The following is a 16088-nucleotide window of genomic DNA, read 5'->3' as shown; positions in this document are numbered from 1 at the left end:
TTCCGCTTAGCGATGCGGCGTCATCAGGCCACGTTGTTCTCGTAGTCCACGTCGCGGGTTTCCTTGCTGACAAACAGCGCGATCAGGGTCAGTACGGCCATGGCGGTCAGGTAGATCCCCACCAGTACCGGGCTGCCGTCTGCACGTTCCCACAGTGCCACGGCGATGAACGGAGCCACCGCTGCGCCCAGGATGCTGGAGAAGTTGTAGCTCACGGCCGACCCTGTGTAGCGGACGTTCGTGGGGAACAGTTCCGGCAGCAGCGCACCCATCGGACCGAAGGTCAGGCCCATCAGGGAGAACCCGATGATCAGCAGGGCCATGGTGCCAACGAAGCCGCCGCTGAACAGCGGAACAAAGAGCAGGCCGAAGATGAAGATTCCGCCGGTTACCGCGAGCAGCATCTTGCGGCGCCCGTACTTCTCGGCCAGCGGGCCGGAGACCAACGTGAAAATGCCGAAGAAAACGACACCGGCAATCAGCATCCACAGGAAGTCGTTGCGCGTGTAGCCCAGGCCGGGCACAAAGGCTGCGGCGGCGGCCTCGGACATCGGCTTTCCGGCCTTTTCGGCAGCAGCCCGGGCAGCGTCCAGGCTGGCGGGGCGGGTGCCGTAGGTCAGGGTGAAGGTGGTCATCAGGTAGAAAAGCACGTAGGTGGCAAGCATGATGAACGTTCCGAGGATCAGCTGGCGCCAGCTGGTCTTGAAGACCCGGCCCAGTGGCAGCTTGGCCACCTCGTTGGACTCGAGCACCTTGGTGAAGGCCGGGGTTTCGATCAGTTTGAGCCGGACATAGAGGCCGATGATGACCATGACGGCACTGAGCAGGAACGGCACACGCCAGCCCCAGGACTGGAAGTCAGCCGGCGACAGAGCGTAGCTGAAGGCCAGGAAGATCACGTTGGCGATGATGAAGCCGATAGGGGCGCCCAACTGGGGGAAAGTACCGTAGATGGCGCGCTTGTTGGCCGGAGCGTTCTCCGTGGCCAGCAGGGCGGCGCCGCTCCATTCGCCGCCCAGGGCCAGGCCCTGGGCAAAACGCATGACAACCAGCAGGGCCGGAGCCCAGAAGCCCCAGCCCGGGACCAGTGCGGTGGGCAGGCAGCCAATCAGGAACGTGGCGATACCCATGGTAAGCAGGGATGCCACCAGGGTGCCCTTGCGGCCGAACTTGTCGCCGAAGTGGCCGAAAACAATGGAGCCCAGCGGGCGGGCGACAAACGCCACGCCGAAAACGGCGAAGGAGCTCAGCAGCTGCGTCGTTTCGTTCTGGTTGGGGAAGAACAGCTGCGGGAAAACCAGAACGGCTGCGGTGGCGTAGACGTAGAAATCGTAAAACTCAACCGTCGTGCCGATCAGGCTGGCTACGATCACGCGGCCGCGTGAGTTCACCGGCTGCGGGGATCCCGGCACCTTGGAAGTATCAATGGAGGACATAGGTAAACGCTTTCATGAGAACCGGCCGGGCCGTGCGTTATCGCCAGGCTCGGAATAGTTAGAGTTCAATATTAGTTCCCGCGGTCCAGTCAATGGACGAAAGGTCCACTATCCGGACGTGTGTCGTACGTTCCATTCTTTGGCCCGCTGCCCGCGCCTCACGCCCCTTCAGGGCCAACGATAGGCAAATGTCACAGCGCGTTAACAAACCTCGTCGGTGCGTGAAACGCGGCGTCCCTACCTTGGGAGGACAACAACCCCCAAAGGAGGTACCCCGTGACTGTTGACCGCACCGCTGATGCCGGCCCCGGGAATTCCCTGGATCTGGACGAAGCCGCAAGGCCCGGAACCGCCGCATCCGCCAGCGCACAGCCCGGCCCTACCCGCACCACAGAAGCCCCTGCCCTCGAGTTCCGCCCCGGCCGCTGGATCGCCAACTGGGACGCCGAAAACAAGGAACAGTGGGAATCCGCCGGCCGCTCCATCGCCCGCCGCAACCTCAACTGGTCCATCTTCGCCGAATTCCTCGGGTTCGTTGTATGGCAGCTCTGGTCCATCGTGGTGGTCCAGCTGCCCGGCGCCGGCTTCAACTTCTCCACCTCCGAAATCTTCTGGCTGATCTCCATGCCGAGCCTCGTAGGTGCAACCCTGCGCATCCCCTACACCTTCATGGTCCCCCGCTTCGGCGGCCGCAACTGGACCATCGTGTCCGCCCTGCTGCTGCTGATCCCCTCCATCGGCCTGGCCTTGTGCGTCTCAAACCCGGGAACTCCGTTCGGTGTCATGCTGCTGGTGGCGGCCCTCGCAGGCTTCGGCGGCGGAAACTTTGCCAGCTCCATGGCCAACATCACCTTCTTTTACCCCGCCCGGGAGAAGGGATGGGCGCTCGGCCTGAACGCCGCGGGCGGCAACATGGGTGCCGCCGTCGCACAGCTCGCCGTCCCGATTGTGATCACCCTGCTCGCCGTGGGCACGGTCAACCTGCCCATGGCAGGCTGGATGTGGGTGCCGTTCATCCTTGTAGCCGCCTTCGGCGCCTGGAAGTTCATGGACAACCTCACCAGCGCCAAGGGCGACATCGCGGGTTCAGTGGCAGCACTGAAGGAACCGCACCTGTGGATCATGGCGCTGTTGTACATCGGCACCTTTGGTTCCTTCATCGGCTTCGCGGGTGTCTTTCCCAAGCTGATCAAGGACTACTTCCCGGCCTTTTCCTCCATCGGCGTGGGTACGGTGGCACTCTCACTGGCGTTCCTCGGACCGCTGGTGGGCTCGCTGGCACGCCCGTACGGCGGACGCATGGCCGACCGCATGGGCGGTGCCCGGATGACTGTGGCTGCCTTCGCTTCGATGGCCGTCATCACCCTCACTATGGTTTGGACCCTGCCGCTGAAGAACTTCTGGCTCTTCCTGGTCCTCTTCCTGATGCTCTTCACCGCCAGCGGCTTCGGAAACGGCGCCACCTACCGCATGATCCCGGTCATCTTCGCCACCTCCAGCCGGGCGGCCCGGAACGGTGCTAGCTCGGTGGCCACCCAGCGCCTCGCGTCCTCCGCACTCGGCCTGATCTCCGCCATCGGCGCCTACGGCGGCTTTGTGATCCCGCAGGTCCTGAACGCCTCCAACAGTGCCAGCGGATCCTACACTCCGGCCTTCTACGGCTTCGTTGGGGCTTACGTCCTGATGCTGGTTGTCTGCTGGGCCTTCTACATCCGCAACGCCAACCGAAATGCGATGGGACACGTCTAACATGACCAAAAGCGCCGACACGCACTGCCCTTACTGCGCCCTGCAGTGCGCCATGACGCTCACGTCTCCAGCGGAACTGGCCCCGGCTTCCCTGCCGGGGCCAGTCCCCGTGGCTGTACTGCCCCTTCCGGAATCCCCCGCCCGGGACCTGCCCGTCCTCGAAGTGGGCGGCCGGAACTTCCCCACCAACCGCGGCGGTCTCTGCCGCAAAGGCTGGACGTCCGCCTCGCTGCTGAACCACCCCGGCCGGATCACCGAGCCCCTCCTGAAGGGGCCCGACGGCGTCCACCGGCCCATCAGCTGGGACCAGGCCCTCCAAGTCGCCGCGGACGCCGTAAAGGCATCCCGCTCCTCTTACGGGGCGGATTCAGTGGGCGTGTTCGGCGGCGGCGGCCTCACCAACGAAAAGGCCTACATGCTGGGCAAGTTCGCCCGGCTCGCCCTGGGGACCTCCCGGATCGATTACAACGGCCGGTTCTGCATGTCCTCCGCCGCCGCTGCCGGGATGCGGGCCTTCGGCGTCGACCGCGGCCTGCCGTTCCCGCTCGAGGCCCTGGACACCGCCGATACCATCCTGATGCTGGGCTCCAACGTAGCCGAAACCATGCCCCCTTTCGTGCAGCACCTGAAGGGAACACGCGACGCCGGCGGGCTGATTGTGGTGGATCCCCGCCGCTCAGCCACGGCTGCTTTCACGTCCGACGGCGGCGGCCTCCACCTCCAGCCCCTCCCCGGAACAGACCTTGCCCTCCTGCTGGGCATCTCCCACGTGGTCATCCACGAAAACCTGGTGGACTCCGCCTTCATCGAGGAACGCACCTCGGGCTACAGTGCCGTGGTCCGCAGCGTGAACTCCTTCTGGCCCGAACGGGTGCAATCCATCACCGGCGTCCCGGCCGGACTGATCCGGGAGACCGCACGCCGGCTGGCCGAGGGGGCACACCGGGGCGGCAGCTACATCCTCACCGGCCGGGGCGTAGAGCAGCACGTGGATGGCACTGACACCGCAACGGCCGCGATCAACCTCAGCCTGCTGCTGGGACTGCCGGGCTCGGCCCGCAGCGGCTACGGCACCCTCACCGGCCAGGGCAACGGCCAGGGCGGCCGGGAGCACGGGCAAAAGGCGGACCAGCTCCCCGGCTACCGCAAGATCACTGATCCCGCCGCCCGCGCCCACGTTGCCAAGGTCTGGGGCGTACCGGAAGGCCTTATCCCCGGCCCCGGTCTCCCGGCCGTTCAACTGCTGAAGTCACTGGGAAAGCCTGACGGCGTCCGTTGCCTTTTTGTCCACGCATCCAACATTGCGGTCGCCTCACCTGACGCCAACGCGGTCATCAGGGGCCTGCGCAGCCTGGACTTCCTGGTGGTCTGCGATTTCTTCATGTCCGAGACCGCCGCCGAAGCGGACCTGGTTTTGCCCGTCCTCCAATGGGCGGAGGAGGAAGGCACACTGACAAACCTCGAAGGCCGGGTGCTGCGCCGCCGCCGTGCCTTGACTCCGCCGGCCGGTGCCCGCAGTGAGCTCTGGATCATGGCACGGCTCGCTGAAGCGCTGGATGCTCCCTCCACCTACAGCGAGGACCCGGAAACGGTGTTCGAGGAGCTCCGGCTCGCTTCAGCCGGCGGGCCCGCCGACTACTCCGGCATTGACTACGCCATGCTGGACCGCGGCGAAGCCGCCTACTGGCCCTACCCGGCCGGCAGCACCGGAACGCCGCGGCTGTTCCGGGACCGGTTCGCCCAGGCCGACGGCAAAGCAGTGATGACCCCGGTGGCGCCCCGCCGCCGTCGTCCTCCCCCAGGGGACCCCTTGAGGAGCGGCACCGCCCCGGCAGCCAAACAAATGACCCTCATTACCGGCCGGCTCCTGGAACACTACCAGTCCGGCGCGCAGACCCGCCGGGTATCCGAACTGTTGGAAGCCCGGCCAGAAGCGAAGCTGCAACTGCACCCGGCGGCCGCGGCAGCTCTGGGCATCACCGAAGGCGCGTTCGTCTCGGTGGCCAATGAGCGCGGCGAAGTGCTGTGCCGGGCTGAATTGAGCACCGCCATCAGAACGGACACCGTGTTCCTGCCCTTCCACTTCCCCGAACTTGAGAGCGCCAACCAGCTGACGGAGGCTGCCACGGACCCCATCTCCGGGATGCCCGAGTTCAAGTTCAACAAGGTCTGGGTGCGGCCGGCTGCCCAACCGGTTCCAACCAGCGTGCTTCAAACGACGGAGGCCTCATGAACGAGCAAGTAGTCATAGTGGGATTCGGGCCGGTCGCGGCCCGGCTGGTCGATGAGCTCCTGCCCGCTGTCCGCAGCGGCCACCTGGGCCTCACCGTGGTGGGAGCGGAGGCGGAAGCGGCGTACAACCGCGTGCTGGTCGCCGACCTCGGCGTCGGGCGGACCACTGCCGCTGCCCTGGCACTTTCCGATCCCGGCGCCCTAGCTGCAGAGGGCGTCGACGTCCGCCTTGGCGTCCGCGTCCGCCGCGTGGACCGGGCGCGCCAGCAGGTCCTCCTGACCGACGGCGGGGTGGCCCACTACGACCGCCTGGTCTTCGCCACCGGCTCCCGTCCGGTCATCCCCAACCTGACCGGCATCAACCCGGACCCCACGTCACCTGTTCTTCCGGCCGGAGTCACGGCCCTCCGCGATCTTCGTGACGCGGAAATGCTGCGCCAGGCGGTGGACGGCGGCAAACGGGTGGTGGTGCTGGGCGGCGGCGTCCTGGGGCTTGAGACTGCCCTGGCCGCGGCGGAAGAAGGAGCCACCGTCACCGTGGTCCACAACGGCCCCTACCCGCTGGGCCGCAACATCGACCGCGGCGGGGGCGCCGTGCTGGCTGCCGGCCTTCGGCGCTGCGGCGTGCGGATGGCCGGCAATGCCCGCTCCACCGCTGTGGAGCACAACGCGCCCGACGGCGGGTTCTCGGCCCTGCTGCTGGACGACGGGTCAGCGATCGACGGCGACCTCCTGGTCCTCTCGTGCGGCGTCCGTCCCCGCACGGAACTGGCAGAAGGCTGTGGGCTCTCCACCTCGGCCGGGATCCTGGTGGACCACCGGCTCCGGGCGCACCACGAGCCGCACATTTTTGCCATTGGCGATTGTGCCGAAGTCCGTTGCCCTGACCCCGCCTGTGCATCGTGCCGGAACGCCAAAGGCCCGTCCGGGCTTGTCGGACCAGGATGGCGGCAGGCCGAGTGGCTCGCTGAATATTTGACTTTGCTCGCCTCTGCCGCTCCGGGAGAAGCGGAACTGCTGCCGGAACTGCCCCCCGAGCAGGCCGGAGTCGTTGTCCTCAAGGCCCGGGGCATGAACATGGCGGTGGCCGGCGAGAACGCTGCTGAGCCCTGGGACGAGGAAGTCCTTACCGCCGGTGCAGTCGGCGGCAGGCCGCGCCTGCAGATCGCCCAGTGGGCCGACCCCGAACACGGCCGCTACGTGAAGATGACCACCCGCGGCGGCGTGCTTGAGGGCCTGGTGGCGGTAGGTATGCCGCGCACCGCAGCCGAACTGGTGGGGCTGTTCGAGCGCGGAGCGGAACTGCCCGCCGACAGGTCCTTGCTGCTCCGCCTGGACGGGCCGGACCAACTACCGGGCACGGCCGCCGACCCGCAGGGAACCGTCTGCCGGTGCGCGGGTGTCAGCGGAGCCGCCATTGCCGGCGCCGTGGAGGAAGGCTGCTCAACCGTGGCTCAAGTATCCAAGGCAACCCGGGCCGGCACCGGCTGCGGCGGCTGCCATGAGGACATCAAGGGAGTCATCGAAAAACACTTCTCCCCGGCCGCCCCCTAAACCCTAGCCCTGCTCTTTGGGGATCAGGATCCAAAGCGCGATGTAGACCAGTTCGCCGATCCCCACCAGGCCGAAAATTACGAAGCCCAGCCGGACCAGGAATTTCGAAAGCCCGAACCGGGCTGCCAGGGCGGCGCAGACGCCGCCGATGACCTTGCCGCTGCGGGGACGGACCAGGGCTGCTGACACGGCCTGTTCCCTAACCTTCCTTGCCGGTGTCGGTTGAGCCGAAGTCCCCGTTGGCCACAGCCTCCGCGTACTGGGTGAGGTCCGGCCCCGGCTGGAAATCCACGAACTGGTCCTTCAGCTTTTCAAACAGGAACTTGTACACCTCGTCCTTGTCCGCGCTGGACAACGTGGAGGCTGCCTCCCGGACCGCTTCCTGCAGGGCCTTGTCAGCGTCGAGCAGGATCTTCTCCCGGGCCTGCTCATTCCATGTGACGTCCTTCAGTTCCACGAACTTCTCCTTGCGTCGTTGGCTGATGCAGGGACGGCCGGGAAATTCCCGGCCGGTCCTTGAAGGAGTCTATGCAGGTCACGCGGAGGGGTCCAGACTCCCGCATGCGGTACCTACAGGTGCACGTGGAGCCGGCGCGCCGCCTCGGAGATGGATCCGGTCAATGACGGGTACACCGTGAAGGTGCTGGCGACGTCGTCCACGTGCAGTTTCTGCTTCACCGCGATGGAGATGGGAAAGATCAGTTCGGAGGCGTTGGGCCCCACCACCACGCCGCCGATCACCGTTCCGGAGCCCTTCCGGGCGAAGATCTTCACGAAGCCGTCCTTGTGGTTGCGCATCTTGGCGCGGGCGTTGCTGCGCAGCGAAAGCTTGACGACGTCGCCCTGGTACTTGCCGGAGTCGATCTCTGCCTCGGAGACGCCCACGTTGGCGATTTCGGGCGAGGTGAAAATATTGGACGCCACCTGGTGCAGCTTGAGCGGGGTGACGCTGTCGCCCATGAAGTGGGCTACGGCGATGCGGCCCTGCATGGCCGCCACCGAGGCAAGCGGCAGCACACCGGTGCAGTCGCCGGCGGCGTAGATGTTGGGGGCCGTGGTGCGGGAGACGCCGTCCACTTTGATGTGGCCGCTTTCGCTGACCGCTACGCCGGCTTCTTCCAGGCCGATGCCTGCGGTATTGGGAATGGAGCCCAGGCAGAGGAGGCAGTGGCTGCCCGTGACCTTGGAGCCGTCACTGAGGGTCACCACCACGCCGTCGTCGGTGCGCTCCACGGTCTCGGCACGGGAGCGGGACAGGACCCGGACGCCGCGGCGCTCGAAGACTTCCTCAAGCACCACTGCTGCGTCCACGTCTGACCCCGGAAGAACCCGGTCACGGCTGGAAATCAGTGTCACCTTGGAACCCAGGCCGTTGTAGGCGGAGGCAAACTCGGCCCCGGTCACACCCGAACCCACCACAATCAGGTCTTCGGGCAGTTCGTCGAGATCGTAAATCTGTGTCCAGTTCAGGATCCGCTCGCCGTCCGGCCGTGCCGTGGGCAGCTCGCGCGGATGGGCGCCCAACGCGAGCAGGACGGTGTCCGCCTCGACGGTTTCCGTTCCTTCAGCCGTGAGGACCTCAATGGTGTGGTCGTCCACGAGCCGGCCCGATCCGCTCAGGATGCGGACGCCCAGGTTGCTCAGGCCGTCATGAATGTCCTTGGACTGGCTGCGCGCAAGGTTCAGGAGGCGGTGGTTAATGTGCTTGAGGTCCGCCCGCATCACCGGCACGAAGTCGCCGCCGTCGACGTCGAACTTCACACCCAGCTCCCCTGCCTCGGCGACGCGCGTCATCAGGTCCGCCGTGGCGATCAGCGTCTTGGAAGGGACAACGTCAGTCAGCACAGCCGAACCGCCCAGCCCGGACCGCTCAATGATTGTGACCTGCGCCCCGAGCGAGGCGGCCACCATGGCAGCTTCATATCCGCCGGGACCACCTCCAAGGATTGCGATCCGGGGTGAGCTGAAATCTGGATGCGTAGTCACAATCACTCATTGTCCTGCATCCTCCCCAGACGTCCAAAGAAAACGGTCTCTGAAGAAACCGGCGGCGGGGTGGGCGCAGGCGGAACGGCAGGATAGCTTGTACCAGTGAGTACAACAGACTTCCTGAAGACCAATCCCTTCGCTGCCGCCAGCGCCGCCGCCGAGTACATCGCCGAGGAGACCGGGGTGGACAGCCACGACATCGCCCTGGTGCTTGGCTCGGGCTGGGGTGAGGCAGCCGACCTCATCGGTGAAACCACCGCCACCCTTTCAGCAGAGGAAGTGCCCGGCTTCCACGCCCCTGCAGTGGTTGGGCACGTGGGCACCATCCGCTCGGTGCTTACCAAGGAGGGCAAGCGTGCGCTGGTCCTGGGCGCCCGGACCCATTACTACGAAGGCAAGGGCGTCCGCGCAGTAGTCCATGGCATCAGGACTGCAGCGGCAGCAGGCTGCAGCACCCTGGTCCTCACCAACGGCTGCGGCGGGCTCAACGAAAACTGGTCCCCCGGCACGCCGGTGTTGATCAGCGATCACATCAACCTCACCGCGGCCTCCCCATTGGAAGGTGCCACATTCGTTGACCTGACAGATCTTTACTCTGCGCGGATCCGGGGGCTCGCCCGTGAAGTCGACGCATCCCTGGACGAAGGCGTCTACGCCCAGTTCCCCGGCCCGCACTACGAAACGCCTGCGGAAGTGCAGTACGCCAAACGGATAGGCGCCGACCTGGTGGGGATGTCCACCGCCCTTGAAGCCATCGCCGGGCGCCACGCCGGAATGGAAGTATTCGGCATCTCACTGGTGACCAATCTTGCCGCCGGCATTAGCCCCCAGCCGCTTAGCCACGAGGAAGTTCTTGAGTCAGGACAGGCCGCCGGCCCGCGGATTTCCAAACTGCTCGCCGGAATCATCGCCAAGCTTTAGGGGCCCGTGGAGGCCCCCACCGGGCGGGGGATTGCCACCGTCTACGCGGCGGGCAGCAGGGGTTCGGGGCCCAATGACGATAGCGTTAGGGCCATGACGTCTTCCGATGCCGATTCCCGCCTGCTCAACGAGGCCCGCGAATGGGCCGCCCAAGACCCGGACCCCAAGACTTCAGCTTCACTCCTGGAACTCGTCCGGCTTGTCGAAGAGGGCGCACCGGCCGCCCGGCAGGAACTCGAGGACAGCTTCCGCGGGACACTGCAGTTCGGCACGGCAGGTTTGCGGGCGGCCCTGGGTCCCGGACCCAACCGGATGAACCGGGCGGTGGTCCGCCGGGCCGCCGCGGGTCTGTCGGACTTCCTGCTCCAAGCCGTGGGCAGGACATCTCCGGGAACCCGGCCGCGCGCCGTCGTCGGTTATGACGCCCGGTACAACTCGGACATCTTCGCGGAAGAAACCGCCGCTATCTTCACCGCAGCCGGGATAGAAACCTTCCTGATGCCGGCCGCGCTGCCCACTCCCCTGCTGGCTTACGCCGTGCGGGCACTGGAATGCGACGGCGGCGTTATGGTCACCGCCAGCCACAACCCGCCCCAGGACAACGGCTACAAGGTCTACCTGGGCCGCCACGCCGTCCCGGAAAGCGGCAACGGCGCCCAGATCGTCGCTCCCTATGACGCCGAGATCGCGGCCTGCATCGACGCCGTGGGGCCACTGGAGTCCGTGGTTCTTGCCCCCGGCGGATGGACGGTACTCGACGGCTCCCTGGCTGCGGGGTACGAGCAGGCCACGGCCGCGCTGGCCCTGCCCGGGCGCTTCCCGGCACGGGACCTGCGCATTGTACTCACCCCGATGCACGGCGTCGGCGGCGAAACGGCGCAGGCTGTGCTGAAGGCCGCCGGCTTTACCGACGTGACCCTGGTGGCCGAACAGGCAGAACCGGACCCGGACTTTCCCACCGTGAGCTTCCCGAACCCTGAGGAGCCCGGGGCACTGGACCTGGCCCTTGAAACGGCTGAACGGCTGAACGCTGACATCGTCATCGCCAATGATCCCGATGCCGACAGGGCGGCAGTTGCGGCCAAGGATCCGGATACCGGCGCCTGGCGCATGCTGCGTGGAGACGAAGTCGGTGCCTTGCTGGGCGCCCACATCGCAGCGCGGCTGGCGGCAGCTGACGGGAACGACGCCGAAACCGGCCGGCAAGGTGTCTTCGCGAACTCGATCGTGTCCTCACGGCTCCTGGCCCGGATCGCAACGGCCGCAGGCTACGCGCATGAGGAGACGCTGACCGGGTTCAAGTGGATTTCCCGCGTGCCGGGCCTGCTGTACGGCTACGAGGAAGCCCTGGGCTACTGTGTGGCACCTGACGTGGTCAAGGACAAGGACGGGATTTCCGCAGCAGTGCTGATTGCCGAACTCGCTGCCGCCGCGAAGGCTGACGGTAAAACGGTTTTCGACACCCTGGACGAGCTATACCTCCAGCACGGCCTGCACGCGAGCGACCAGCTCAGCATCCGCGTGGCGGACCTCGGCCTCCTGGACGCCATGATGAACCGCCTCCGGGTCACTCCGCCGGAATCCTTCGGATCATCCGCGGTGGAGGTCTTCACCGATTTGGCCGAGGGCAGCGAACATCTCCCTCCCACCGACGGGCTCGTCTACCTCACACGGGACCTCACCCGCGTCATCATCCGGCCCAGCGGCACCGAGCCCAAGCTCAAGTGCTACCTCGAAGTCATCCAGCATGTAGGCACCGCAGCCGAACTGCCGGAGGCCCGGCAGGCCGCCCGGGCGGCGCTGGACGAGGTACTGCAGGACGTCAGCGAGGCGCTGGGGCTTTAGGGCCGGGCCATGCGGCTGAAAGGCTTAGAGTTCGACTTCGACGAAACCGTCACAGATGCGGGTGCTGAACGTTGCCAGGCCCAGGCCCGGGGTGCTGAAGCACTCGCCCGTCTCCAGGTCGTAGACCTCTTTGTGCAGCGGTGAAGCGATGGTGGGACGGGTGCCCCTTGATCCCAGGATCCCCCGTGCCATAACGTGCGCTCCGGTGGCCGGGTCCTCATGGGCCACTGCGAAAACTTCGCCGGGTCCGGCGCGGAAGAGGGCAATCTGGCGTCCCGCGACGAGGGCTGCTTCACCCCAGGCAGGTTCCAGGTCATCCACCGGGCAGACGCGGTGCCAGCCGGCGGCAGCGCCCGTCACGGGTCCGTCGATGCCGGCCGCGAGTGCCCCAAGTTCCAGTGTTGCCGTCATATCGGCTTCTCTCCTCTGCTGAGCTTCCTGCGTCTGGCCGCCTCTGCAGCCGCGTTCCACGCTAGGCCGAAGGTGTTTCAAAGGGGTGCAGAGAATGTGTCCGGCGCGTAAAAGACACCTCACGCCGCCGGAAACCCGTTCGTGATGCAGAAGTTAAGTTGGCGAAACAATCGGGAAACTGAAGCGAAACTGCGGCTCCCTAGTCTGGACGGACAGCTCGACACCGGAAGGCCGCAGAAAACCGTCTGCCGCCCATGCGAAAGGCCCACAGTGACCGAACAGACTTCCAGCACAGAGACTCCGCGCCGCATCGTCGTCGCCGGCGGCGGCCCTGCGGCCCACCGTTTCGTGGACGCCATGCATGCCCGCGGGCTCGACGGCTGGCATGTCACGGTCCTCACCGAGGAAACCCACCTGCCCTACGACCGTGTGGCCCTGTCCAAGGCCCTCACCCAAATGGACTACGACCTCACCCTGGGTGAGGCGTCCATGTGGGACCACGAGGGACTGTCGCTGAAGACCGGCGAGCGCGTGGTCAAGATCAATTCCGAAGCCAGGACAGTGGAAACCGCGGCCGGCAGCGTCTTCGAATACGACGAGCTGGTGGTTGCCACGGGTTCCAATGCCGCCCGCCTGCCGATTCCCGGCGCCGAACACACACACGTATACCGCACGCTCGAAGACGTCTGGGCCATCAACAAGGCCATTGCCGGTCTCACCGCAAAGCTGGGCCGCAAGGTTAACGCCGTCACGATCGGCGGCGGCCTCCTCGGGCTCGAATCAGCCGCCGGCACCGAGCAGCTGGGCGCCAACCCGATCGTTATCGACGGATCACAGTGGCTGATGGCCACACAGCTGGACGAAGGCGCCGGCCAGGCCATGGGTCGGCTCATCAAATCCAAGGGCTTCGAAGTCCACGGCGGGGTCTTCCCCTCGGAAGTACTGTCCGACGACGACGGCCAGGTCACCGGCGTGCTCATGGCTGACGGCCGCACCATCGGTGCCGACCTCGTGATCGTCGCCATCGGCGTCCGGCCGCGCGACGAACTCTTCCGCGCCGCAGAAGGGGAAGAGCAGCTGTTCTCCCTGGGCCAACGCGGCGGCGTGGTCATCAATGAATACTGCGCCACCGAGGTGGACGGCATCTGGGCCATCGGCGAAGTGGCGAACTACGGCGGGATGTGCCTGGGCCTGGTTGCGCCCGCCAACACCATGGCAGAGATCGTGGCCGACCGCCTGCATGGCGGGAATGCCACCTTCCCGGGTTTCGACACCGCGACCAAGCTGAAGCTCTCCGGCGTCGATGTGGCCAGCTTCGGCGATGCGTTCGCGAAGACCGAGCACGCACTCGAGATTGTGTACGCCGATCCCGCCCGCGGCGTCTACCAGAAGATTGTCACCACTGATGATGCCAAGACCCTCCTGGGCGGCATCTTCGTTGGCGACGCGTCCCCGTACATGAGCCTGCGGCCGCTCCTGGGCCGCGAACTTCCCGCCGAGCCCGGCGCGTTCCTCTCCGCGGCCGGCGGGGGCGAAGCTCCGGAAACCGAACTGCCGGACGACGCCACCCTCTGCTCGTGCAACAACGTCACCGCCGGCAGCATCCGCGACGCCATCAACGGCTGCGGCGCCTGTGAAGGCAACGCTCCCGTCCAGGAACTGGGTGAACTGAAGGGCTGTACCCGCGCCGGCACCCAGTGCGGTTCCTGCGTGCCCATGCTGAAGAAGCTGCTCGAGACCGAACTGACCAAGTCCGGCGTCGAGGTTTCCAAGGCCCTCTGCGAGCACATTGACCTGTCCCGCCAGGAACTGTTCGACGCCATCCGCGTCCTCGGGCTGACCTCTTTCGAGGAAATCATGGCCAAGTACGGCACCGGCTCCGGCTGCGACATCTGCAAGCCCACCATCGCCAACATCCTGGCCAGCCAGAACAGCGCCTACGTCCTGGACGCCGGCCGCGGCACCCTGCAGGACACCAACGACCGCGCCCTGGCCAATATGCAAAAGGACGGAACCTACTCGGTGGTGCCGCGCATCGCAGGTGGTGAGATCACGCCGAAAAAACTGGGCGTCATCGCAGCAGTGGCCGAAAAGTACAACCTTTACACCAAGATCACCGGCGGCCAGCGGATCGACATGTTCGGGGCACGGCTTGAGCAGCTCCCGGAAATCTGGAAGGAACTCGTGGACGCCGGTTTCGAGTCCGGCCAGGCCTACGGCAAGAGCCTGCGCACGGTGAAGTCCTGCGTTGGGTCCACCTGGTGCCGCTTTGGTGTCCAGGACTCGGTGGCCATGGCCATCCAGCTGGAGCTGCGGTACCGCGGCCTCCGGAGCCCGCACAAGCTGAAGATGGGTGTCTCCGGCTGCGCCCGGGAATGCGCCGAGGCCCGCGGCAAGGACGTGGGCGTGATCGCCACCGCTGACGGCTGGAACCTGTACGTTGGCGGCAACGGCGGCGCCACCCCGGCCCACGCCCAGCTGCTGGCCAAGGACCTCGACGACGAAACGCTGATCAAGTACATCGACCGCTACTTCATGTACTACATCCGCACCGCGGACCGCCTCCAGCGCACAGCCCGCTGGCAGGAAGAGCTCGACGGCGGCATCAAGCACGTTGAGGACGTGGTGGTCAAGGACACCCTGGGCATCGCCGAGGACCTCGAGGCTGCCATGGCCAAACACGTGGACACCTACGTCGACGAGTGGGCCGATACCCTCAAGGATCCCGAGCGCCTGCGCCGGTTCCGCTCCTTCGTCAACGCCCCCGACCAGAAGGACGACTCCATCACCTTCGTCCCCGACGAGCGTGGCCAGATGCGCCCCGCCACCCGGGAAGAAAAGGGCAAAGTCCTCCTCGGAGCGTCGATCGCGGTCCGTCCCGGCACACCGGAACCCATCAGGAACGAGGCATAACCATGCAGCTCAGCATCGATCTCACCGGCCGTAAAGTCCTGGTCACAGGCTCGGACCACGCCGCCCGCCAGGCGGTCCGCCGCTACGAAGCCGCCGGCGCGGTCGTCTCCCGCCTCAGCACCCCCCGCGGTGCCGGCCACGACGGCCCGCTGCCCGAGCACCCCTTCCTTGTTGCCGCCGTCGACGACGGCCAGCCGGGCTGGGAGTCCCTGCTGGACCGCTGCCGTGCCGTTGGAATTCCCGTGGCCACCGAGCCTGCGGCCGGGCCGGCCGGCCACGTCACCCTTGTGGGCGGCGGCCCCGGAACAACAGAGCTGCTCACGGTCGGTGCCGTCAAGGCCCTCCGTGATGCCGACGTCGTTTTTTATGACCGGCTGGCCCCCTGTCAGGACCTGCCGCACCTGACCTCGGCCGAACTGGTGGATGTGGGCAAGAAACCCGGCCACCATAAGGTCAGCCAGGGCGACATTGAAAGGCTCATGGTGGAAAGCGCCCTCGCCGGCAACAATGTGGTCCGGCTCAAGGGCGGTGATCCGTACGTGTTTGGCCGCGGCGGTGAAGAAGTGGCCTCCTGCGTTGCAGCCGGCGTTCCCGTACATGTCATTTCCGGCGTCACCAGCGCCATCTCCGTTCCGGCGGCAGCCGGGATCCCGGTCACCCACCGGGAAGTCAGCCACATGTTCACCGTGGTCTCCGGCCACGCCCCGCTGACCGACAAGGAGCACCACCACCTTGCCGGCCTGGGCGGAACCATTGTTGTCCTGATGGGCATCGGCACCCTCCACCAACTGGCCGCCGGACTGCGGCGGGCCGGGATGCGCCCTGACATGCCCATGGCCGTTGTTGAGCGCGGCTACCGGCCCGGGCAGCGAACCACCATTGCGGACCTCGGCACCATCACCGGGGCAGCTGCGGGCTGCAGCAACCCGGCGGTACTCGTCATCGGCGAGGTTGTTCGCGTGGCGGAAGCCAACCGCGGGCACGCTGAGGCCGCCGCCGACCTCGACAGGCTGGCGGCCTCGCTGCTGGGCTCGTGAA

At 66.4% G+C, this 16088-nt stretch carries 12 protein-coding genes; 7 read left to right on the top strand and 5 right to left on the bottom strand.

The window, feature by feature from the left end; translation table 11 throughout:
- Positions 1-23 precede the first annotated feature (23 nt).
- Positions 24-1436, bottom strand: coding sequence for an MFS transporter (locus AC5RT4_RS01430; protein WP_494040981.1), 1413 nt, complete (start codon positions 1434-1436; stop codon positions 24-26).
- A 276-nt stretch (positions 1437-1712) separates the two neighbouring features.
- Here AC5RT4_RS01430 and AC5RT4_RS01425 point away from each other — a divergent pair, with 276 nt between their 5' ends.
- The 3 genes from AC5RT4_RS01425 to AC5RT4_RS01415 are packed head-to-tail and all read left to right on the top strand — an operon-like array spanning position 1713 to position 6971.
- Positions 1713-3185, top strand: coding sequence for an MFS transporter (locus AC5RT4_RS01425; protein WP_494040982.1), 1473 nt, complete (start codon positions 1713-1715; stop codon positions 3183-3185).
- Between the two features lies 1 nt (position 3186).
- Positions 3187-5418, top strand: coding sequence for a molybdopterin oxidoreductase family protein (locus tag AC5RT4_RS01420; RefSeq protein WP_494040983.1), 2232 nt, complete (start codon positions 3187-3189; stop codon positions 5416-5418).
- Positions 5415-6971, top strand: coding sequence for an FAD-dependent oxidoreductase (locus tag AC5RT4_RS01415; protein ID WP_494104655.1), 1557 nt, complete (start codon positions 5415-5417; stop codon positions 6969-6971). The genes AC5RT4_RS01420 and AC5RT4_RS01415 overlap by 4 nt, the downstream gene beginning before the upstream one ends.
- 3 nt (positions 6972-6974) lie before the next feature.
- Here the strand turns inward: AC5RT4_RS01415 and AC5RT4_RS01410 are convergent, their stop codons facing one another.
- The 3 genes from AC5RT4_RS01410 to AC5RT4_RS01400 form a co-directional block, all read right to left on the bottom strand.
- A complete protein-coding gene (locus AC5RT4_RS01410; RefSeq protein ID WP_494040985.1) occupies positions 6975-7160 on the bottom strand; it encodes a PspC domain-containing protein in 186 nt (61 codons plus the stop codon).
- A gap of 10 nt (positions 7161-7170) precedes the next feature.
- Positions 7171-7428: a hypothetical protein gene (locus AC5RT4_RS01405; RefSeq protein ID WP_494104654.1), complete on the bottom strand. Its 258-nt coding sequence runs from the start codon at positions 7426-7428 to the stop codon at positions 7171-7173.
- A gap of 113 nt (positions 7429-7541) precedes the next feature.
- On the bottom strand, positions 7542-8957 hold the full coding sequence (locus AC5RT4_RS01400) for an NAD(P)H-quinone dehydrogenase (protein WP_494104653.1): 1416 nt from the start codon (positions 8955-8957) through the stop codon (positions 7542-7544).
- A gap of 105 nt (positions 8958-9062) precedes the next feature.
- On the opposite strand from AC5RT4_RS01400, the gene AC5RT4_RS01395 reads away from it, so the two are divergent.
- Together AC5RT4_RS01395 and AC5RT4_RS01390 are read left to right on the top strand one after the other, a co-directional pair.
- Positions 9063-9881: a purine-nucleoside phosphorylase gene (locus tag AC5RT4_RS01395; protein ID WP_494104652.1), complete on the top strand. Its 819-nt coding sequence runs from the start codon at positions 9063-9065 to the stop codon at positions 9879-9881.
- Between the two features lie 93 nt (positions 9882-9974).
- A complete protein-coding gene (locus tag AC5RT4_RS01390; protein ID WP_494104651.1) occupies positions 9975-11726 on the top strand; it encodes a phospho-sugar mutase in 1752 nt (583 codons plus the stop codon).
- 24 nt (positions 11727-11750) lie between these two features.
- On the opposite strand, the gene nirD is transcribed toward AC5RT4_RS01390, so the two are convergent.
- Entirely contained in the window at positions 11751-12137 is a 387-nt protein-coding gene (nirD, locus tag AC5RT4_RS01385) for a nitrite reductase small subunit NirD (protein WP_494040990.1), read from the bottom strand.
- 270 nt (positions 12138-12407) lie between these two features.
- Here nirD and nirB point away from each other — a divergent pair, with 270 nt between their 5' ends.
- Complete coding sequence (gene nirB / locus AC5RT4_RS01380) at positions 12408-15050, top strand: nitrite reductase large subunit NirB (protein ID WP_494104650.1); 2643 nt, start codon at positions 12408-12410, stop codon at positions 15048-15050.
- A gap of 2 nt (positions 15051-15052) precedes the next feature.
- Complete coding sequence (cobA, locus tag AC5RT4_RS01375) at positions 15053-16087, top strand: uroporphyrinogen-III C-methyltransferase (protein ID WP_494104649.1); 1035 nt, start codon at positions 15053-15055, stop codon at positions 16085-16087.
- Position 16088: the final 1 nt, after the last annotated feature.

Source organism: Arthrobacter sp. sptzw42 (genome assembly GCF_059089685.1).
The sequence above is the reverse complement of the archived record's forward strand: the minus strand, read 5'-3'. Positions and strand labels throughout refer to the sequence as shown.